The sequence below is a fragment of the Streptomyces sp. NPDC025793 genome, assembly GCF_055558375.1.
In genome coordinates this window covers 746584-765096 of record NZ_JBVHMR010000001.1, presented here as the reverse complement: position 1 = coordinate 765096, position 18513 = coordinate 746584, and the positions used below count along the sequence as shown (strand labels likewise).

The following is an 18513-nucleotide window of genomic DNA, read 5'->3' as shown; positions in this document are numbered from 1 at the left end:
GCCATGCCCCTGAGCCATCCGCGCCGCTCGGCGCTCTCCGAGCAGGTCATCGCCGAACTGCGCAACCAGATCACCTCCGGCGAGTGGCCGGTCGGCTCACGCATCCCGACGGAGCCGGAGCTGGTCGAGCAGCTGGGGGTCGCCCGCAACACGGTCCGCGAGGCCGTGCGCGCGCTGGCGCACAACGGGCTGCTGGACATCCGGCAGGGCTCGGGCACGTACGTGGTGGCGACGAGTGAGCTGGCCGGGGTGATGCACCGCCGGTTCGCCGACGCCGACCCGCGGCACATCGCCGAACTGCGCGCCGCGCTGGAGTCGGCCGCGGCCAAGCTGGCCGCCGAGCGGCGCACCGAGAAGGACCTCAAGCAACTGGACGCGCTCATGCGGCGGCGCGAGGAGGCCTGGGAGACGGGCGAGGCGGAGGCGTTCGTGGCCGCCGACGCCACCTTCCACCTGGCCGTCGTGGCCGCCTCCCACAACGACGCCATGACGGCGATGTACGCCGACCTGGGCGAGGTCCTGCGGGACTGGCTGCGCGCGGACGTGGGGGCGGAGCTGACCCCGGAGACGCACATGGACCACACCCGGCTGATGGACGCGATCCGCAACGGCGACAGGGAGGCGGCCGCGACCGAGGCGGCGAGCTATCCGTTCCTGTGCCGCCCGGGCCGGTTCAGCGCTCCCTCTGGTGGCTGATCCAGACCGCGCGCACGGCCTTCCAGCACCGGCCCGTGAGCCGTACGGTCAGGGCGGGCGGGGTGTCCACCGGTGCGCTGTCGGTGCCTATGTCCCACCACTGCGCGCACTTGATGTGCAGGCGTACGCGGTCGGTGTCGACGTAGGGGTTGTGGCAGTAGGCCACCACGTGGGAGCCGTGGACCTCGGTCCGGCAGACGGCGCCGAAGAGGTTCGGCGCGGGCGGCTTTCCACCGTCCACGCGCGCGTAGGGCATCGCGTCGTACGGCAGACAGAGCACGAGGGCCACGGCCACGGTCACCGGAGCCAGGCGTCCGGGCAGGCGCACAAGGGCCTCCTCTGCCGTGCCGGGGAGGATCGCGCGAGGTGAACGCGTAATCCAGAGTGCGCCGTTGGGTGGACCGGCCGCCCGACGGGTGGGCCGAACGGGTGACGCCGGCCGCCCCAGGGGCGTGCTCGTCCCGGATACGGCCGAGGCCCGCAGCCCCTTCAGGGGTGCGGGCCTCGGCCGCCTGCTACGCCTCAGCGGCGGCGGTCACGCGCCGATCGCGTGCAGACCGCCGTCGACGTGGATGATCTCGCCGGTGGTCTTCGGGAACCAGTCGCTCAGCAGGGCGACGATGCCGCGGCCGGCCGGCTCCGGGTCCTTCAGGTCCCACTCCAGCGGGGAGCGGGAGTCCCACACGGAGGCCAGGTCGGCGAAGCCCGGGATGGACTTGGCGGCCATGGAGCCGATCGGGCCCGCGGAGATGAGGTTGCAGCGGATGTTCTGCTTGCCCAGGTCACGCGCCATGTAGCGGCTGGTCGCCTCCAGGGCGGCCTTGGCCGGGCCCATCCAGTCGTACTGCGGCCAGGCGTACTGCGCGTCGAAGGTGAGGCCGACGACCGAGCCGCCGTTCTGCATCAGCGGCAGGCAGGCCATGGTCAGCGACTTCAGGGAGAACGCCGAGACGTGCATGGCGGTGGCCACGGACTCGAACGGGGTGTTGAGGAAGTTGCCGCCGAGCGCGTCCTGCGGAGCGAAGCCGATGGAGTGCACGACGCCGTCGAGGCCGCCCAGCTCCTCGCCCACGACGTCGGCCAGCCGCGCGAGGTGCTCCTCGTTCGTCACGTCCAGCTCGATGACCTTGGTGGGCTTCGGCAGCTTCTTGGCGATGCGCTCGGTCAGCGTGGGCCGCGGGAACGCGGTCAGGATGATCTCCGCGCCCTGCTCCTGGGCCAGCTTGGCCGCGTGGAAGGCGATGGAGGACTCCATCAGCACGCCCGTGATCAGAACGCGCTTGCCCTCGAGGATTCCGCTCATGGTGATCAGTGACCCATTCCCAGTCCGCCGTCAACGGGGATGACGGCTCCAGTGATGTACGAGGCGTCGTCCGAGGCGAGGAACCGCACCGTCGCGGCGATCTCCTCGGGCTGCGCGTAACGGCCGAGCGGCACCTGAGACACGATGTTCTCGCGCTGCTCGTCGGTGAGCGCCTTGGTCATGTCGGTGTCGACGAAGCCGGGCGCGACGACGTTGAAGGTGATGTTGCGCGAGCCCAGCTCACGGGCGAGGGAACGCGCGAAGCCGACGAGGGCGGCCTTGGAGGCGGCGTAGTTCGCCTGCCCCGCCGAGCCGAGCAGGCCGACCACGGACGAGATCAGGACGACGCGGCCCTTCTTGGCGCGCAGCATGCCGCGGTTGGCGCGCTTGACGACACGGAAGGTGCCGGTGAGGTTGGTGTCGATGACCGAGGTGAAGTCCTCCTCGGACATGCGCATCAGGAGTTGGTCCTTGGTCACGCCGGCGTTGGCGATCAGGACCTCGACCGGACCGTGCTGGTCCTCGATCTCCTTGTAGGCCTGCTCCACCTGCTCCGGGTCGGTGATGTCGCACTTGACGGCGAAGAAGCCGGCCGGCGGCTCGCCCGAGCGGTACGTGATCGCGACCTTGTCGCCGGCGTCGGCGAATGCGCGGGCGATGGCGAGGCCGATGCCCCGGTTTCCTCCGGTGACGAGAACCGAGCGGCTCAACGGATCACCCTTTCGATAGCGGTCTGAAGCGTGGGGCCCACCCGCCCGAACACGTCGATGACAGGCGGCTTCATCGAAAACCTATCGGTAGCGCCGCGCGCTCGGGCAAGCGGGCACCGACAGTGGCACGGGGAAGTCCCTGTCGGATCCCTACAGAAAGGACCGGGACGGGACCGAAACCGTGTAGTCCCCGGGGACGCGTCCACGACATGATCGGACCAGACAGGCCACGACAGCAGGGAGACCTCCGTGCCCCATTCCATCGACGAAGCCTTCACAGCGCTTCCCCTGCGCGCCCTCGCCGACGCCGCGCTGGCACGCGCGCGTGCGCTGGGGGCCGAGCACGCGGACTTCCGGTTCGAGCGGGTGCGCAGCGCGTCCTGGCGGCTGCGGGACGCCAGGCCCGCCGGCTCGTCGGACACCACCGACCTCGGGTACGCGGTCCGGGTCGTGCACGGCGGTACGTGGGGCTTCGCCTCCGGAGTCGACCTGACCCTGGACGCGGCGGCCAAGGTCGCCTCGCAGGCGGTGGCGATGGCCAGGCTGTCCGCCCAGGTGATCAAGGCCGCCGGGTCGACGGAGCGGGTGGAACTGGCCGACGAACCCGTGCACGCCGACAGGACGTGGATCTCGTCGTACGAGATCGATCCGTTCTCCGTGCCGGACGAGGAGAAGTCGGCGCTGCTGGCCGAGTGGAGCACGCGGCTGCTGGCCGCACCGGGCGTCAGCCACGTCGACGCCTCGCTGCTCACCGTGCACGAGAACAAGTTCTATGCCGACACGGCGGGGACCGTGACCACCCAGCAGCGGGTGCGGCTGCATCCGGAGCTGACGGCGGTCTCGGTGGACGAGTCCAGCGGTGAGTTCGACTCGATGCGGACCATCGCGCCGCCGGTCGGACGCGGCTGGGAGTACCTGACCGGCACCGGCTGGGACTGGGACGGCGAGCTGGAGCGGATCCCGGAGCTGCTCTCCGAGAAGATGCGGGCGCCAAGCGTGGAGCCCGGCCTGTACGACCTGGTGGTCGATCCCTCCAACCTGTGGCTGACGATCCACGAGTCCATCGGTCACGCCACCGAGCTGGACCGCGCCCTCGGCTACGAGGCCGCCTACGCCGGCACCTCCTTCGCCACCTTCGACCAGCTGGGCAAGCTGCGTTACGGCTCCGAGCTGATGAACGTCACCGGCGACCGCACCGCCGAGCACGGCCTCGCGACCGTCGGCTACGACGACGAGGGCGTCGCGGCGCAGTCCTGGGACCTGGTGAGGGACGGCACGCTGGTCGGCTACCAGCTGGACCGCAGGATCGCGAAGCTGACCGGGTTCGACCGCTCCAACGGCTGCGCCTACGCCGACTCCCCCGGGCATGTGCCGGTGCAGCGCATGGCCAACGTCTCGCTCCAGCCGGATCCCGCCGGGCTGTCCACGGAGGACCTGATCGGGAGCGTCGACCGGGGTATCTACGTCGTCGGTGACCGGTCCTGGTCGATCGACATGCAGCGGTACAACTTCCAGTTTACGGGTCAGAGGGCATACATGATCCGGAACGGCCGCCTTGAGGGGCAGGTAAAGGACTTTGCATATCAGGGGGTCACCCCCCAGTTCTGGGGCTCCATGGAAGCTGTCGGAGGCCCCCAGACCTACGTACTAGGAGGGGCTTTCAACTGCGGAAAGGCCCAACCTGGGCAGGTCGCTTCTGTGTCTCACGGGTGCCCGTCCGCAATGTTTCGGAGTGTGAACATCCTGAACACTGCGAACGAGTCCGGCCGCGCCTGAGAGGGCGACCGATCCGGCCCGAAGTCTGCACCTGGTCGACACGCAATCACAGCGAACCACCTACGCCACGTCGTCCCAGTCCTCGATGTCGTCCTCAGAGGGCATCAGCGAGGGCGGGACGATGAGGCCCTTGAAGGGCTCCAGCTTCAACCCCAGGCGGTTGTGCATCGTGCGGGCGCCACGGTTCATGGCCCGGCGGACGAGGTGGCCGTAGACCAGTTCCGTCGTCCTGGTGGTTCGGTGCCCGACCCATGCCGCCACCTCGAACAGCGGGATCTGAGCGTGGATGGCCTCGGAGACGAAGAAGTGCCGGAAGCTCTTCGGGGTGTACTGCGGAGTCCCGGCCAGCTTGGCCGCCGCCTTGAACTGATCCAGGAACCAGTCATACGACGGGTGGCGATCATTCAGCCGAGGAGACTCGAAGAACCAGCCCCGATCTCCCCACGTCCCGAAGGCGTCGATGTGATCGTTGAAGATCTCGTTGATTGACTCGGGAACCGGAGTCTTCCGCGCCTGCTCGAAGGCGCGATGCTTCGTGCCCCGCTTCACGCCGCGCCGGTATCCAGAGAGTTCCTGGCAGCCGTAGGCCGAGACCTGGTGATCCACGGCGAGGATGCTGCGCTCCCATTCCATGGACTCATCGGACAGTGCCAGGGACTCTCCCGGACGCGTCCCGCAGCCCGCCATGGCCCAGAAGCCAGCGCGGATCAGCTTCGGAGCCTCCGCGACGATCCCCAGCACCTCTTCCATGGTCGGGATGTCTTCGTCGGTGACCGGGGTTACTTGCTGACCCGAGCGCCTACGGGGGTTCGCTTTCTTGCACGGATTGCGGCCGATGATCTCGGCTGCTATCGCGTAGTTGAAGACGGATGAGAGGACGTTCTTACGTCCGTTGATTCCGGTTTCCTTGTAGCCGCGTTCCTTCTGGTCCGCCTCCCATTCCAGGATGATTATTGGCGTGATACTGCCGATGGGCTTGTTTCCGAAGAAGGGCCCGTAGTGGTTGTCGTAGACACTCTGGTAATTCCTTTTCGATGACTCTTCCAGAGTTCCCGCGTCAACCCACTCGTGCCACACCTGCTCGAACGTCCGCTGTCCCGCCTTGGGGTTGATGTAGGTCCCCAAGTCCTTGTCCCGCTCGACCTTGACCGCGAACGCTTCCGCGTCTTCGAGCTTCTTGAAGGACACCTGTCGCGGCTTGCCTGCCCTGCCCCCGGGCTCCCGGTACGTCACCCGATACGGCTTGTGAGAGCACGTGGGCTTCTTGCGCCGGGGGCAGGTGCAGTCTTCCTTCTTGATGGTCGCCACGCTTGTTAACCCGTCACATGTTGATTGGTTAGTGACTGACCGTCAGCCTAACGTCGCTGCATGCGCCCCTCAACCCAGTTGTGCAGATCGCGAGTTCGGAACCGGACATGCTTGCCGACCTTGAGGAACGGGATGCCCCAGCGCCGGTACGAGTACATGAGGACCCGCTTCGTCACGCCAAGTTCCGAGGCCGCCTCATCCGGCGTCATGAGCAGGTTGCTACCACCTCTCACACCCACTCTCCCCACTGCTCAGCGTCCTCCCGCGCCTCCCTGGCCAGCTGGAGGTTCTGTGCGTGACTCTCGGCGATGCCGAATGCGAAGTCAGCCTCTCCGGGGGTATAGCCAGAGCCGACGTAGCGCCAGGCCGATTCCGTCACCGTGTCCGGGCTGTCCACAGGCTTGGCGTCGCCCTGGCGGTGATCGGCCCGTTCCTCGCGCAGTGCGCCGTACGTGGTGGAGTAGCGGCGGGACTTGGTGAGGATGTGCCCCCGGTAGCCGATGCCGTGAGCCCAGGCGCGAAGCCGGAGGTGTTCCAGTTCGGCGAGACCGCCCAGGCGCCAGCAAGTGGCCATCAGAGCCCGCACGTGGGGCGTGACGACGGCCGCGCGGATGTCCTCCAGGCTGGTGACCCGGTAGTCCAGTCCGGCGCCCGTGTCGGCCGCGCTCTTGGACACATACTTGGCCACGTACCCGGCCACAGCCGCATCTGACGGGGCGTCACCATCGGCGAACGAACGGATGGGGTGGGCGTCGAACTGCCCTCCCCAGCCGATCCGTTCCGTGCCGTACGCGTCGGAGTCCGCCACCGTGACGAAGGTCGACGCGGCGGCATGCTCGACCGCATCCAGGAGCAGATCTTCTGTCGCCCAGGCCGGAGCGGACGAGCCGGGACCGTCCGGGCCGTCCAGGCGCACGACTGCATGGAAGTGGATGGCCACGCGCCGCTGGAACTCGGCGACCTTGGCGAAGGACACCACCAGGTGGTCACCGAGCTTCGAGCACGGTACGCCACCGGCCGAGCCCAGGTAGCGGCGCACGGCTGTGGTGAACCGGTCCCACAGCCGCCCGGCGTGCGCGTGCCACAGCACATGGCCCACGTAGTCGTAGCAGTCGGGGCACAGCGGCAGACCCACCAGCGGGTCATCCTCGGTGTGCACCAGGCCGCAGCCCAGACGCCGCCCGTGCTCACAGTGCGGATCATCCCGCCGAGGACGGCAGGGCGACCCGCCGAGTGCACGATGCACCGGCCCGAACGAGGGGGCCGTGAGCGTGACGAACAGACGGGCTTGGTTCCTCACCGACTCCGGCACGCCCTTGCCGCCGGACAGGCCCGCACGGACGAGCTTGAAGGTATCCCCGGCATGCAGCCGGGAGCACGGCTCGCACACCGAGGCACGCCGGTTACGGCAGCGCACGGCCAGCCGCTCACCAGGCTCCCCGTCCGTCGAGTAGGACGAGATCACCTCACCCGTGACAGCGTCACGAGTGACCGTGGAGCCGGACAGATAAATCGGGTTGGCGCAGCCGCCAATGGATTTGATCTGCTCCTTCCAGCGCGAAAAGAGCGGATCGTTGACGAGCCGTATGAGATCACGGTCCGCCTCTGAGAGAGCTTGCAGACGTAGTTCGCGTGCCAGCGCACCGGAATGCTCGACCGGAGCGGACGATGCGGCGGACGGGCGGGTTTTGCGTGTGATGCTGTTGCCGGATTCGGCAGACATGACGCGGCCTCCAGAGCCTCAAGTCAGGAAGTAGGTGACGGGTGTTCATGGTTTTTCTCCTTTGCGCTTACAGGGCGCGTGTCCTGCATACGCCCTGGTCAGGCGCAGCCAACTTTCCTTTGAATTATACGACTTGACGCCGACAGAGGCCGTGATTTTCCCGTGGCATGTGGATCAGATCTGGGCGACGGGAACTCCTGTGCCGGAATCGCCTGGAGTAAGAACCATCTCAGCAGACGGCTGATCCAGATCGGGCACGGCATGTCAACCGAATTATCGCCGGAGGTAGGGAACCTGAAGGCATGTCCGGAGAGCGCGGTTACGCAGTTCCGGTATCGGTGAACACAGCAGGCGTGTCCGGCCGGTTGCGCAACATGCCATGCGCCCATCGGGAGCCGGGAGCGGTCAGCGGTTTGGGACGTGGCGGAATCTGGCTTTACTTCTTCCAGGGCGCGCCTTCGGCGCGCCGCCGGGGCGGCTTGCCGCACCCCGGCCCGGCATGCGGCCTTCGGCCGGTCCGGTCCGGGGCGCCGCCGCCCCGGCGCACACCAGGCGACCCCGGAGACGTATGCCAGCTCCAGCACGACCCACCTTGCCCGCCCCGATCCCGAGGACTGTGGCCCGAGGCTCACGGCCTCCAGCAGCTCAGCCACCGACCCGAACCACGACACCCACACCGGCCAGCCCAAGAGCCCGCCCCGCGCGGCATCGGGCGACTCGGCCCCGCTCCGGAGGGACGAGGCTGATGTTCACCCTCTTGGGCTGGGGCCGACGGCCTACGAGGCTTTTAGGCAGCCACCATGGGGCGAGCCTCGAAGAACAGGGGGCCGATCGGGCTATTGCGGGCAGGTCCCAAAGACTGCCCGATCCGCTGGCCAGCGTAAGGCCCCCTGTTCACTCGCCCCATGGCAGCTCCCGCCCAAAAGCCTCTCCGGCCGGCGTCGTGCCCACAGCGCGCCATCACGGCACCACAGGCTCAAACAGCAGAGAGCCCCGTCCATGCGCCGGGGGGAGACGCACAGACGGGGCAGCCGACTCGCTGAGCCTTGATTCGCCGTCCTCAGCGAGCCGGGGTCATTCGTCCCGTGTCACACGGACGTGGTCGCTCACGACACGGCCGTCCGGCGCCGCCTGGACGTGCGCAGGTGATGCCATCAGATGGGCCGCTACCTTCTGCACTACATCAGCGTTCCACGTCCCCATAGCCACCATCGGACGGCCGTCCGGCGCTACGCGGGGAGCCAGCCAGCGAAGGTCCCGGTTCGGAATCCCGATGGCCAGCAGTGCATGCCGCAGCGCCTCGTGCGCGTCAGCAGCGGCTTTCTTGCTGCTCTTGTAGATCTCCATGGGGATCACTGCCCCGTCGCCTTCGGTGCGCAAGCCGTGTGCCAGTAGGCCACGATCGGAGACGAGTCCCGGCGGGACAGCATCCCCCGGCGGCAGCTCTCAAGACTCTTGATCGGCACACCGCATGTCGGGCACGTTTCACCGGCCGGGGCGTAGGTCGTGTACTCCCACTGACGCGCGTCGGCATCGACCGTGGTCATGCGCTCACGGACAGCTGTCTCTGCTGCTCTACCTTGGGTCGCCATGCATATGACGCTATGTAACGGCAGGAACACACCTCAATGGCACTTTGATAGGGGGCCAGCCCGAAGTGCCACACCGAGTCACACCGGTACGCCGATCGCGTCAGCCAGGTCCCGCATCTCCTGCGTGAGGGTGCGCCGACACGCGATCACTCGGCCGAAGATGTCCCGTGCGTAGCGTTGGTTGGGCAGCCACTGTGGAGCGTCCGCGCGGATGCCCTGCAAGACCTCAACCGTCTTCGCGTAGTCACGCGAGCGGGCATGCGCCTCCGCCACGTCCAGGAGGTGACGGTTGCGGTTGTTGGAGGTGGGCCGCATGCCGCTGGTCGGGATGCGCTTCGAGAGCTTGAGCACCAAGTCCGGCTTGTCGACGATCATGGCATTCTCGGCCCGCTTCAGAGCCACCGTGACCGGCCCGAACGCCTGCAAGAAGTCGTCACGCGGAGCGAACTCCCGCCCCATCGCGACCGCCGCCGAGTTGGCGTAGCGCAACGCGTCTTCGGCCTCCCCAGACCGGTTGTCCCGGATCGCAGCAGCCGAGGCCCGCAGCAGCAGCCAGCCCCAGGCGCTCAGCTCCGCCGGGGTCGCCCGCGAAATGCGGGGCTCGACCTCATCCGCCCACCGCGTTGCCAGCTCCCGCGCCTCAGCCAGCCGACCGCGCCTCAGCAAGAGCCAGCACTGCGTGCTCACCGTCGCCGCCGCCTGAAGCCGATCCGACGACTCCTCCAGCGACCGGGACAGAGCGATGTCGGCCGCCTCGAACTGCCGAGTCTGTGTAAGCAGCCAGCCTGTGAGCTGTGAGAGCCGGACACGTACGGCCCGCCCCTCCGGGCCACTCTCGGCGATCAGATCAGCTTCCCGCAGCAGGGGCGGAAGGATCACACTCAGCTCTGCGAAACGATCACCGGAGAAGAGCGGCAGGGCTGATTCCAGCGCGTCCCGCACACCGCCCACGGTCGGCTCTTCCGTCGCACCGTCCGCCCGTACCGGAGCCACGAGCGCACGCCGGACAGCCTCCCAACGATCATCAGCGCTAGGCGCCGCCTCGGGATCGTCCTCATGATCAGCAATGAGGTTCGTCGTCGGCACCCGCAGGACCTGCGCAAGCCGACGCGCAGTCTCCAGGCGCGTGTCGGCCCGCTCCCCTTGCTCCAGCTTCCGGATCAAGGACAGGGAAACGCCTGACTCGCTCGCTAGCTGACGCTGCGTCATGCCGCGTCGCTTGCGTACGTCCTGAAGCCGCTTGCCAATGTCGGCACTCATGATTCGAGCGTACGGCGCCCGCCGTCCGTCCGGGCAACCTTCACCTCCCGTCACTCCCGCAGGCTGTCTTGATGCGGCTGGAGAGACTGAGGTCAGGGCGATATCCGCATCCCAGTCCGGACCACCGATGGGTAGTCTCTGATCCAATCTGGGGCCAAGCCTCCAGGACCCGCACCCAGGTAGCCCGAGGCGGGTCCCGGAGGTCGACACCAGGTCATCACCAGACCCCGTACAGTCCGGTTTCAACCAGTATGAACAGGGATTGAGGGCAAACCGTGGTTAACCACCTGACCTGCACAATCGCCGATCAGAGAGGTATGCCCCCTGACCCTGCGGTGAACTTCCAGTTCACCGGGCAGCGGTTCTTCAGGATCGAGAACGGGCGGATCACCGGGCAGCTGAAGGACGTGGCGTACCAGGCGACCACGACGGACTTCTGGGGCTCGATGGCGGCCGTGGGCGGTCCGCAGACCTACGTCCTCGGTGGCGCCTTCAACTGCGGCAAGGCGCAGCCCGGCCAGGTGGCGGCCGTGTCGCACGGATGTCCTTCCGCCCTCTTCAAGGGCGTCAACATTCTGAACACCACGCAGGAGGCCGGTCGATGAGCGCCCGCAGCAACAAGCCGCACGAGGTCGTGGAGCAGGCGCTCGCGCTGTCCCGGGCCGACGGCTGTGTCGTCATCGCCGACGAGCACTCGACGGCCAACCTGCGCTGGGCGGGCAACTCGCTCACCACCAACGGCGTGACGCGCGGCCGTACGCTCACCGTGATCGCGACCGTGGCCGGCAAGGAGGGCACGGCCTCGGGTGTCGTGTCCCGGTCGGCCGTCACGGCGGACGAGCTGGAGCCGCTGGTGCGGGCCGCCGAGGCCGCCGCGCGCGGTGCCGGGCCCGCCGAGGACGCGCAGCCCCTGGTCGGCGGGGTTCCGGAGTCCCCCGACTTCACGGACGCGCCCGCCGAGACCTCCTCGGCGGTGTTCGGCGACTTCGCCCCGGCACTCGGCGAGGCGTTCGCACGCGCGCGTGCGGGCGGCCGCGAGTTGTACGGCTTCGCCAACCACGAGCTGGTGTCGACGTACCTGGGTACGTCGACGGGACTGCGCCTGCGCCACGACCAGCCCACGGGCACGCTGGAGCTGAACGCCAAGTCGCCCGACCGGCTGCGCTCGGCCTGGGCCGGCCGTTCCACGCGTGACTTCAAGGACGTCGACCCGGCCGCCATGGACGCGGAGCTGGCCGTACGGCTCGGCTGGGCCGAGCGGCGCGTGGAGCTGCCCGCGGGCCGGTACGAGACCCTGCTGCCGCCGACGGCGGTCGCGGACCTGCTCATCTACCAGCTGTGGTCGGCGTCGGGCCGGGACGCGGCCGAGGGCCGGACGGTGTTCTCCAAGCCGGGCGGGGGCACGCGCGTGGGCGACAGGCTGAGCGGGCTGCCTCTTACGCTGCGCAGCGATCCGCACGAGCCGGGTCTGGAGTGCGCGCCGTTCGTGGTCGCCCACTCCTCGGGCGGCGACCAGTCGGTGTTCGACAACGGGCTGCCGGCGCACGCCACCGAGTGGGTCGGCGAGGGCGTGCTGAGGCATCTGACGACCACCCGGCACAGCGCGGCGCTGACGGGGCTGCCGGTCGCCCCGGCGCTCGGGAACCTGATCCTGGACGGCGGGGGCGAGCGCTCCTTGGAGGACATGGTCGCGGACACCGAGCGCGGGCTGCTGCTGACCTGCCTGTGGTACATCCGCGAGGTCGACCCGGCGACGCTGCTGCTGACCGGGCTGACCCGGGACGGCGTCTACCTCGTGGAGAACGGCGAGGTGACCGGGCAGGTGAACAACTTCCGGTTCAACGAGTCGCCGGTGGACCTGCTGGGGCGGGCCGCGGAGGCAGGGCGCACCGAGAAGACGCTGCCGCGCGAGTGGAGCGACTGGTTCACCCGGGCCGCGATGCCCGCGCTGCGCATCCCGGATTTCAATATGAGCTCTGTCAGTCAGGGCGTATAACCTCGTAGGCGGCAGTCGCTCGACTGCCCGAAGACCAGCAAGGAGATACGAGAACCGTGACGGACATCGTCGACGAGCTGAAGTGGCGCGGGCTCATCGCCCTCTCCACGGACGAGGACGCACTGCGCAAGGCGTTCGCGGACGGCCCCGTCACGTTCTATTGCGGCTTCGACCCGACCGCGCCCAGCCTGCACCTCGGCAACCTCGTGCAGATCCTGACGATGCGCCGCATCCAGCAGGCGGGCAACCGCCCGCTGGGCCTGGTCGGGGGTGCCACCGGTCTGATCGGTGACCCGAAGCCCACCGCGGAGCGCACGCTCAACGCACCCGAGATCGTCGCCCAGTGGGTGGAGCGGCTGCGCGCGCAGATCGAGCCGCTGCTGGACTTCGAGGGCCCGAACGCCGCGGTGATGGTCAACAACCTCGACTGGACGCAGAGTCTGTCGGCCATCGAGTTCCTGCGTGACATCGGCAAGTACTTCCGGGTCAACAAGATGATCGCGAAGGAGGCTGTCGCGCGGCGGCTCAATTCCGACGCGGGCATCAGCTACACCGAGTTCAGCTACCAGATCCTCCAGGGCATGGACTTCCTGGAGCTGTACCGGCGGTACGGCTGCACCCTGCAGACCGGTGGTAGCGACCAGTGGGGCAACCTCACGTCGGGCACCGACCTGATCCACCGGGTCGAGCCGCACGCCGTGGTGCACGCGCTCGGCACGCCGCTGATCACCAAGGCGGACGGCACCAAGTTCGGCAAGACCGAGTCCGGCACGGTGTGGCTCGACCCCGAGATGACGACGCCGTACGCGTTCTACCAGTTCTGGCTGAACGCGGACGACCGGGACGTCTCGAAGTTCCTGCGCATCTTCAGCTTCAGGTCCCGCGAGGAGATCGAGGAGCTGGAGCAGCAGACGCAGGAGCGTCCGCAGGCCCGGGCGGCGCAGCGCGCGCTCGCCGAGGAGCTGACGACGCTGGTGCACGGCGCCGGCCAGACGGCCGCGGTGATCGCCGCGAGCCGCGCCCTCTTCGGTCAGGGCGAGCTGGCGGAGCTGGACGGTGCGACGCTGGCCGCCGCGCTGTCCGAGGTGCCGCACATCCGGGTCACCGAGCTGGGCCCGGTGGTCGATCTGCTCGCGGAGGTCGGTCTCGTCGCCAGCAAGTCCGCCGCGCGGCGGACGGTGAAGGAGGGCGGTGCCTACGTGAACAACGCGAAGGTCGCCTCCGAGGACGCCGTCCCGGCGAAGGAGGATCTGCTGGACGGACGGTGGCTGGTGCTGCGGCGCGGGAAGAAGAACCTGGCCGCGGTGGAGGTTGTCGCCGGGTAGTGCCGTCGGGGCGCGGTGGTCTGCGCGCTGCGGCTGTGTCGTGGCGTGTCGCGCAGTCCACCGCGCCCCGTTCGGGGTGCTTTCCGCAGGGGGTTCTCAGGCTCTCTGGGCCTTCTTCTTCCCCAGCGTAGCCATGTAGAGGGCGTCCACCGCGGCCACGATGATGATCGCCGCCACGATCTGGAAGATGTGCCGGCTCCAGTCGATGCCCGGGGTCGCCGCGACGCCGAGTGCGCGGGCGACGGCGTTGCCCACGATGGCGCCGAGCATGCCGCAGATGGTGGTCAGCCACAGTGGACTGTGCTGCTTGCCCGGGATGACGGCCTTGGCGATGATGCCGAGCACGAATCCCACGATGATCGCCCACAACCAGCCCATGGCTGCCTCCTCGAACGGCTCGACGTGAGCATTAGGGCCAGTGTCGGCGGGTGGGCCGTACGGCGCATGTCGGGATCACCCGTACGGGCGGTGCGGGGGCGTTGCCGCAGGCAGTGGGTGCCCCGGTCTCGTCGGTGACCCGGCCGCGGCGTACCGTGGAACGTGTCCCCGCCCGGTTCCCGGCCGGGTGCGGACGACGGCGGGCCGGGGAGAGTCCGATGCGGGCGGATGGTGGACTGTGATGCGGAAACAGCACGGCGGCGTCCAGGTGTTCCGGATCACCGGAGCCCGGACGGGCCTCGCCGAGGACGTGCGGGGCCGGCAGCGGCGGTACGTGATCTCGATGACCGTCCGCACGGTGTCGGTGATCCTCGCGGTCGCCCTGTGGAACGTCGAGCGGTACGTCGCCGTCGTGGCGCTGGTGCTCGGTGCGCTGCTCCCCTATGTCGCCGTGGTGATCGCGAACGCCGGCCGCGAGCGGCCGCCGTCCTTGCCGTCGACGTTCGTCAGCATGCCGGCGAAGCCGATGATCACGCCGCCGCGCGCCGAGGACACTCGGGAGCAGTCCACCGCGGAGGGAGCCTCGGCGCGTCCGGCCGGCGCGCGCGGTGAGCGGCCCGACCCGGTGTGACCCGCAGAGCAGTGGTGGAAGCGGAATTCGGCCTACCCATGAAGCTCAAGAAAAGCTCAGATCAATCGTGCAGTTCCGGTGCCGGGTCGTGGGGTACCCGTGACATACTGCGTACGCGCTCCGCATCCCCCGTCGGAGCGACGGACCGACGCCGGGCAGCTCCCCCCGTGGCTGCCCGGCGTCGCCTTGTTCCGGCCCCTTTTCTGTGAGACGAACCCGTGCCTGAAGAGATCCCGATCTGCTCCGCCAAGGGCTGCCGTGCCGCCGCCGTGTGGGTACTGGCGTGGAACAACCCGAAGATCCACACGCCGGAGCGGCGCAAGACGTGGCTCGCGTGCGAGGAGCACCGCGAGCATCTTTCGCAGTTTCTCGGAATGCGGGGTTTCCTGAAGGACGTCGTGACGTTCGACGAGTGGGAAGCGCCCGAAGAGAGCTAGCCGCCGATCGCCGACATCGGTCGGTCCGGCTGTACGAACGACGGGTCGTCCAGGCCCGCCCCCGCCTTCTTCCCCCACATCGCCAGCTTCCAGATGCGGGCGATCTCCTCGTCGGACGCGTCGCCGCGCAGGGCGGCGCGCAGGTCGGTCTCCTCGGTGGCGAACAGGCACGTGCGTATCTGGCCGTCGGCCGTGAGGCGGGTGCGGTCGCAGGCCGCGCAGAACGGGCGGGTGACCGAGGCGATGACACCGACCCGGTGCGGGCCGCCGTCGACCAGCCAGCGCTCGGCCGGGGCCGAGCCGCGCTCCTCCGCGCCCTCGGGGGTGAGGTCGAAGCGGGTGCGCAGGGAGGCGAGGATGTCCCCGGCGGTGACCATGCCCTCGCGCTTCCAGCCGTGCTGGGCGTCGAGGGGCATCTGCTCGATGAAGCGCTGCTCGTAGCCGTGCTCGATCGCCCAGGCCAGCAGGTCGGGGGCCTCGTCCTCGTTCAGGCCGGGCATCAGGACAGAGTTGATCTTCACGGGGGTGAGGCCGGCCGCGTGGGCGGCTTCCAGGCCCTCGATGACGTCCTTGTGCCGGTCACGGCGGGTCAGGGTCTTGAAGACGTCCGGGCGCAAAGTGTCCAGGGAGACGTTGACCCGGTCCAGGCCGGCCGCCTTCAGGGCCGCCGCGGTGCGCTTGAGGCCGATGCCGTTGGTCGTCAGCGACGTCCGGGGGCGGGGGGCGAGGGCCGTGACGCGCTCGACGATGCCGACCAGGCCCGGGCGCAGCAGGGGCTCGCCGCCGGTGAAGCGGACCTCCTCGATGCCGAGGAGCCGTACGGCGATGTCGACGAGGCGGACGATCTCGTCGTCCGTGAGCAGGTCGGGCTTGGCCAGCCACTGCAGGCCCTCCTCGGGCATGCAGTAGGTGCAGCGCAGGTTGCACCGGTCCGTCAGCGAGACCCTCAGGTCGGTGGCCACCCGGCCGTAGGTGTCGATGAGCACGTGGGCCCCCTCCCTCTCGGTCACTCAATTGTCCGTCGCGGATGAGTCGTCCGTCGCTGGCGAGCCTACGTGACGCCACTGACAACGACAGCGGCCCGATCCCACGAGCTACGACGAGGCCGCGTCGTAGGACCGTACAGTCCGGTACGGCGCGGCCGTCGTAGGAAGGTGTCAGTGCGCTCCGGTGCCGGTCAGCGAGCGCACCTCCAGTTCGGCGTACTTGCCGGCGTCCGGGGTCTCCTTCGACAGCAGGGTGCCGAGGGCGCCGAGCAGGAAGCCGACGGGGATGGAGATGATGCCGGGGTTCTCCAGGGGGAACCAGTGGAAGTCGACCTCGGGGAACATCGAGGCCGGGCTGCCGGAGACCACCGGCGAGAAGAGCACGAGGCCGACCGCGGTGACCAGGCCGCCGTAGATCGACCACAGGGCGCCGGCGGTGGTGAACCGCTTCCAGAACAGGCTGTAGAGGATGGTCGGCAGGTTTGCCGAGGCGGCGACGGCGAAGGCGAGCGCGACGAGGCCGGCCACGTTCAGGTCGCGGGCGAGGGCGCCGAGGACGATGGAGACCGCGCCGATGCCGACGGTGGCCCAGCGGGCCGCGCCGAGCTCCTGCTTCTCGGTGGCCTGTCCCTTCTTGATGACGTTGGCGTAGATGTCGTGCGCGAACGACGAGGACGAGGCCAGGGTCAGGCCCGCGACGACCGCGAGGATCGTGGCGAAGGCGACCGCGGAGATGGTGGCGAGCATGACGGCGCCCCAGTTGGAGTCGACGCCGCCGAGGTGCAGGGCGAGGAGGGGGGCCGCGGTGTTGCCCGCCTTGTTGGAGGCGATGATCTCGGCCGGTTTGATGAGGGCCGCCGCGCCGAAGCCGAGCGCGAGGGTCATCAGGTAGAAGGCGCCGATCAGGCCGATGGCCCAGATGACCGACTTACGGGCGGCCTTGGCGGTGGGGACGGTGTAGAAGCGGATCAGGATGTGCGGCAGACCCGCGGTGCCGAGGACCAGGGCGAGGCCGAGCGAGAGGAAGTCCAGCTTGGTGGTGCCGGTGGCGCCGTACTTCAGGCCGGGCTCCAGGAACGCCGTGCCCTTGCCGCTGTTGTCGGCCGCCTTGCCGAGCAGATCGGAGACGTTGAAGTGGAACTTCAGCAGGACCAGGAAGGTCAGCAGCAGGGCGCCGAGGATCAGCAGGACGGCCTTGACCATCTGGACCCAGGTGGTGCCCTTCATGCCGCCGACGGTGACGTAGACGATCATCAGGACGCCGACCAGGGCGACGATGCCGATCTTGCCGCCGTCGCTGGTGATGCCCATCAGGAGCGAGACGAGGACACCCGCGCCGGCCATCTGGGCGAGCAGGTAGAAGATCGAGACGACGATGGTGGACGTGCCCGCCGCCGTGCGGACGGGGCGCTGGCGCATGCGGTACGCGAGGACGTCGCCCATGGTGTAGCGGCCGGAGTTGCGCAGTGGCTCGGCGACCAGGAGCAGGGCGACCAGCCAGGCGACGAGGAAGCCGATGGAGTACAGGAAGCCGTCGTAGCCGAAGAGGGCGATGGCGCCGGCGATGCCGAGGAAGGACGCGGCGGACATGTAGTCGCCGGAGACGGCGAGGCCGTTCTGGAAGCCGGTGAACTGCCGTCCGCCGGCGTAGAAGTCGGCGGCGTCCTTGGTCTGGCGGCCGGCCCAGACGGTGATGCCGAGGGTCACGGCGACGAACACCGCGAACAGGGTGACGATCAGCGTCCGGTGCTGGCTCGCCTCGCCGGCGGCGAGCAGGGTGTGCTGTGCGGGGCTCATGCGCCGCCCTCCATCCGGGACTTGATGGCCTCCGCCTTGGGGTCGAGCTGCGCGGACGCGCGCCGTGCGTACCACCAGGCGATGAGGAACGTGGTGACGAACTGGGCGAGGCCGAGGACGAGGGCGACGTTGATGTTGCCGGCCACCTTGGTGCCCATGAATCCGTCCGCGTAGTTGGAGAGCAGCACGTAGAGCAGGTACCAGGCGATGAAGGCGACGGTCAGGGGAAAGGCGAAGGAGCGGTGGGCGCGGCGCAGTTCACCGAACTCCGCGCTCTGCTGCACCTCCGCGAACTCCTCGGTGGAGGGAAGGGATGTCCCCGACGGTGTGGGGGGCGGTGTCTCGGTGGCCACGGAGTCTCCTCGCGTTCGCGGTTGCCATGACGACGGGGGGCTTGATGGTGCTCGTGCTCCCTGCCCAAGGTCCACGGCGCCACGCGAGGACCGGTTCAAGTCTTATGAGTTGATCCGCAAGTGGTCTTGTCGAGTCATTGCCAAGTCATTGATGATCAGCAACCGACGGGATAGCTTCACCATGCATAACCGACCCGTCATGTACCTGCCCGAGCGCCATCCGTGTCTCGGGCGGTTCCGTA

18 protein-coding genes and 1 pseudogene are annotated in these 18513 nt (G+C 68.7%); 7 read left to right on the top strand and 12 right to left on the bottom strand.

Annotation, left to right across the window (positions count from 1 at the left end):
- Positions 1-3: 3 nt before the first annotated feature.
- Positions 4-696, top strand: a complete 693-nt coding sequence (locus ACZ4MF_RS03650; RefSeq protein WP_467489414.1) for a FadR/GntR family transcriptional regulator — start codon at positions 4-6, stop codon at positions 694-696.
- Here ACZ4MF_RS03650 and ACZ4MF_RS03645 read toward each other — a convergent pair.
- The 3 genes from ACZ4MF_RS03645 to fabG form a co-directional block, all read right to left on the bottom strand.
- Positions 674-1024, bottom strand: a complete 351-nt coding sequence (locus ACZ4MF_RS03645; protein ID WP_467489412.1) for a hypothetical protein — start codon at positions 1022-1024, stop codon at positions 674-676. The two genes, ACZ4MF_RS03650 and ACZ4MF_RS03645, sit on opposite strands and share 23 nt — an antisense overlap.
- 207 nt (positions 1025-1231) lie before the next feature.
- A complete protein-coding gene (fabI, locus tag ACZ4MF_RS03640; protein WP_356031074.1) occupies positions 1232-1999 on the bottom strand; it encodes an enoyl-ACP reductase FabI in 768 nt (255 codons plus the stop codon).
- Between the two features lie 5 nt (positions 2000-2004).
- A complete protein-coding gene (gene fabG / locus ACZ4MF_RS03635; protein WP_356031073.1) occupies positions 2005-2709 on the bottom strand; it encodes a 3-oxoacyl-[acyl-carrier-protein] reductase in 705 nt (234 codons plus the stop codon).
- Between the two features lie 249 nt (positions 2710-2958).
- On the opposite strand from fabG, the gene ACZ4MF_RS03630 reads away from it, so the two are divergent.
- Positions 2959-4485 (top strand): TldD/PmbA family protein, encoded by a 1527-nt coding sequence (locus ACZ4MF_RS03630; protein ID WP_467489409.1) that lies wholly within the window; start codon positions 2959-2961, stop codon positions 4483-4485.
- A 60-nt stretch (positions 4486-4545) separates the two neighbouring features.
- Here ACZ4MF_RS03630 and ACZ4MF_RS03625 read toward each other — a convergent pair whose 3' ends face one another.
- The 5 genes from ACZ4MF_RS03625 to ACZ4MF_RS03605 all read right to left on the bottom strand — a co-directional run bounded on the left by ACZ4MF_RS03625 (position 4546) and on the right by ACZ4MF_RS03605 (position 10368).
- Positions 4546-5793, bottom strand: coding sequence for a tyrosine-type recombinase/integrase (locus tag ACZ4MF_RS03625; RefSeq protein ID WP_467489407.1), 1248 nt, complete (start codon positions 5791-5793; stop codon positions 4546-4548).
- Between the two features lie 47 nt (positions 5794-5840).
- On the bottom strand, positions 5841-6002 hold the full coding sequence (locus ACZ4MF_RS03620) for a helix-turn-helix domain-containing protein (protein WP_467489405.1): 162 nt from the start codon (positions 6000-6002) through the stop codon (positions 5841-5843).
- Positions 6003-6022: 20 nt separating this feature from the next.
- The gene (locus ACZ4MF_RS03615; protein ID WP_467489403.1) at positions 6023-7516 is read right to left on the bottom strand and encodes a replication initiator; all 1494 of its coding nucleotides are present in this window, start codon (positions 7514-7516) and stop codon (positions 6023-6025) included.
- A 1074-nt stretch (positions 7517-8590) separates the two neighbouring features.
- Complete coding sequence (locus ACZ4MF_RS03610) at positions 8591-8863, bottom strand: hypothetical protein (protein WP_467489401.1); 273 nt, start codon at positions 8861-8863, stop codon at positions 8591-8593.
- Positions 8864-9186: 323 nt separating this feature from the next.
- Entirely contained in the window at positions 9187-10368 is a 1182-nt protein-coding gene (locus tag ACZ4MF_RS03605) for a helix-turn-helix domain-containing protein (RefSeq protein WP_467489399.1), read from the bottom strand.
- Between the two features lie 338 nt (positions 10369-10706).
- On the opposite strand from ACZ4MF_RS03605, the pseudogene ACZ4MF_RS03600 reads away from it, so the two are divergent.
- The 3 genes and pseudogenes from ACZ4MF_RS03600 to tyrS all read left to right on the top strand — a co-directional run.
- A pseudogene (locus ACZ4MF_RS03600) lies at positions 10707-10973 on the top strand (metallopeptidase TldD-related protein); the annotation flags it as partial.
- Complete coding sequence (locus ACZ4MF_RS03595; RefSeq protein ID WP_467489397.1) at positions 10970-12364, top strand: metallopeptidase TldD-related protein; 1395 nt, start codon at positions 10970-10972, stop codon at positions 12362-12364. The pseudogene ACZ4MF_RS03600 and the gene ACZ4MF_RS03595, both read left to right, overlap by 4 nt.
- A gap of 56 nt (positions 12365-12420) precedes the next feature.
- Entirely contained in the window at positions 12421-13689 is a 1269-nt protein-coding gene (gene tyrS, locus ACZ4MF_RS03590; protein ID WP_356031068.1) for a tyrosine--tRNA ligase, read from the top strand.
- 96 nt (positions 13690-13785) lie between these two features.
- Here tyrS and ACZ4MF_RS03585 read toward each other — a convergent pair whose 3' ends face one another.
- Entirely contained in the window at positions 13786-14067 is a 282-nt protein-coding gene (locus ACZ4MF_RS03585; RefSeq protein ID WP_467489395.1) for a GlsB/YeaQ/YmgE family stress response membrane protein, read from the bottom strand.
- 241 nt (positions 14068-14308) lie between these two features.
- On the opposite strand from ACZ4MF_RS03585, the gene ACZ4MF_RS03580 reads away from it, so the two are divergent.
- Both ACZ4MF_RS03580 and ACZ4MF_RS03575 read left to right on the top strand, forming a co-directional pair.
- The gene (locus ACZ4MF_RS03580; protein ID WP_467489393.1) at positions 14309-14698 is read left to right on the top strand and encodes a DUF3099 domain-containing protein; all 390 of its coding nucleotides are present in this window, start codon (positions 14309-14311) and stop codon (positions 14696-14698) included.
- A gap of 218 nt (positions 14699-14916) precedes the next feature.
- The gene (locus ACZ4MF_RS03575) at positions 14917-15135 is read left to right on the top strand and encodes a hypothetical protein (RefSeq protein WP_467489391.1); all 219 of its coding nucleotides are present in this window, start codon (positions 14917-14919) and stop codon (positions 15133-15135) included.
- Here ACZ4MF_RS03575 and moaA read toward each other — a convergent pair.
- The 3 genes from moaA to ACZ4MF_RS03560 all read right to left on the bottom strand — a co-directional run bounded on the left by moaA (position 15132) and on the right by ACZ4MF_RS03560 (position 18271).
- Positions 15132-16121 (bottom strand): GTP 3',8-cyclase MoaA, encoded by a 990-nt coding sequence (moaA, locus tag ACZ4MF_RS03570; RefSeq protein WP_362819174.1) that lies wholly within the window; start codon positions 16119-16121, stop codon positions 15132-15134. The genes ACZ4MF_RS03575 and moaA overlap by 4 nt on opposite strands.
- A gap of 171 nt (positions 16122-16292) precedes the next feature.
- Positions 16293-17918, bottom strand: a complete 1626-nt coding sequence (locus tag ACZ4MF_RS03565; RefSeq protein WP_467489389.1) for a solute symporter family protein — start codon at positions 17916-17918, stop codon at positions 16293-16295.
- Positions 17915-18271 (bottom strand): DUF485 domain-containing protein, encoded by a 357-nt coding sequence (locus ACZ4MF_RS03560; protein ID WP_356031060.1) that lies wholly within the window; start codon positions 18269-18271, stop codon positions 17915-17917. The genes ACZ4MF_RS03565 and ACZ4MF_RS03560 overlap by 4 nt, the downstream gene beginning before the upstream one ends.
- Positions 18272-18513 lie beyond the last annotated feature (242 nt).

Coding starts and splice junctions, on each gene's coding strand:
- ACZ4MF_RS03595 (WP_467489397.1), top strand. CDS start 10,970: ATGAGCGCCCGCAGCAACAAGCCGCACGAGGTCGTGGAGCAGGCGCTC.
- ACZ4MF_RS03620 (WP_467489405.1), bottom strand. CDS start 6,002: ATGACGCCGGATGAGGCGGCCTCGGAACTTGGCGTGACGAAGCGGGTC.
- ACZ4MF_RS03580 (WP_467489393.1), top strand. CDS start 14,309: ATGCGGAAACAGCACGGCGGCGTCCAGGTGTTCCGGATCACCGGAGCC.
- ACZ4MF_RS03615 (WP_467489403.1), bottom strand. CDS start 7,516: ATGTCTGCCGAATCCGGCAACAGCATCACACGCAAAACCCGCCCGTCC.
- ACZ4MF_RS03585 (WP_467489395.1), bottom strand. CDS start 14,067: ATGGGCTGGTTGTGGGCGATCATCGTGGGATTCGTGCTCGGCATCATC.
- ACZ4MF_RS03605 (WP_467489399.1), bottom strand. CDS start 10,368: ATGAGTGCCGACATTGGCAAGCGGCTTCAGGACGTACGCAAGCGACGC.
- ACZ4MF_RS03565 (WP_467489389.1), bottom strand. CDS start 17,918: ATGAGCCCCGCACAGCACACCCTGCTCGCCGCCGGCGAGGCGAGCCAG.
- ACZ4MF_RS03610 (WP_467489401.1), bottom strand. CDS start 8,863: ATGGAGATCTACAAGAGCAGCAAGAAAGCCGCTGCTGACGCGCACGAG.
- ACZ4MF_RS03650 (WP_467489414.1), top strand. CDS start 4: ATGCCCCTGAGCCATCCGCGCCGCTCGGCGCTCTCCGAGCAGGTCATC.
- fabI (WP_356031074.1), bottom strand. CDS start 1,999: ATGAGCGGAATCCTCGAGGGCAAGCGCGTTCTGATCACGGGCGTGCTG.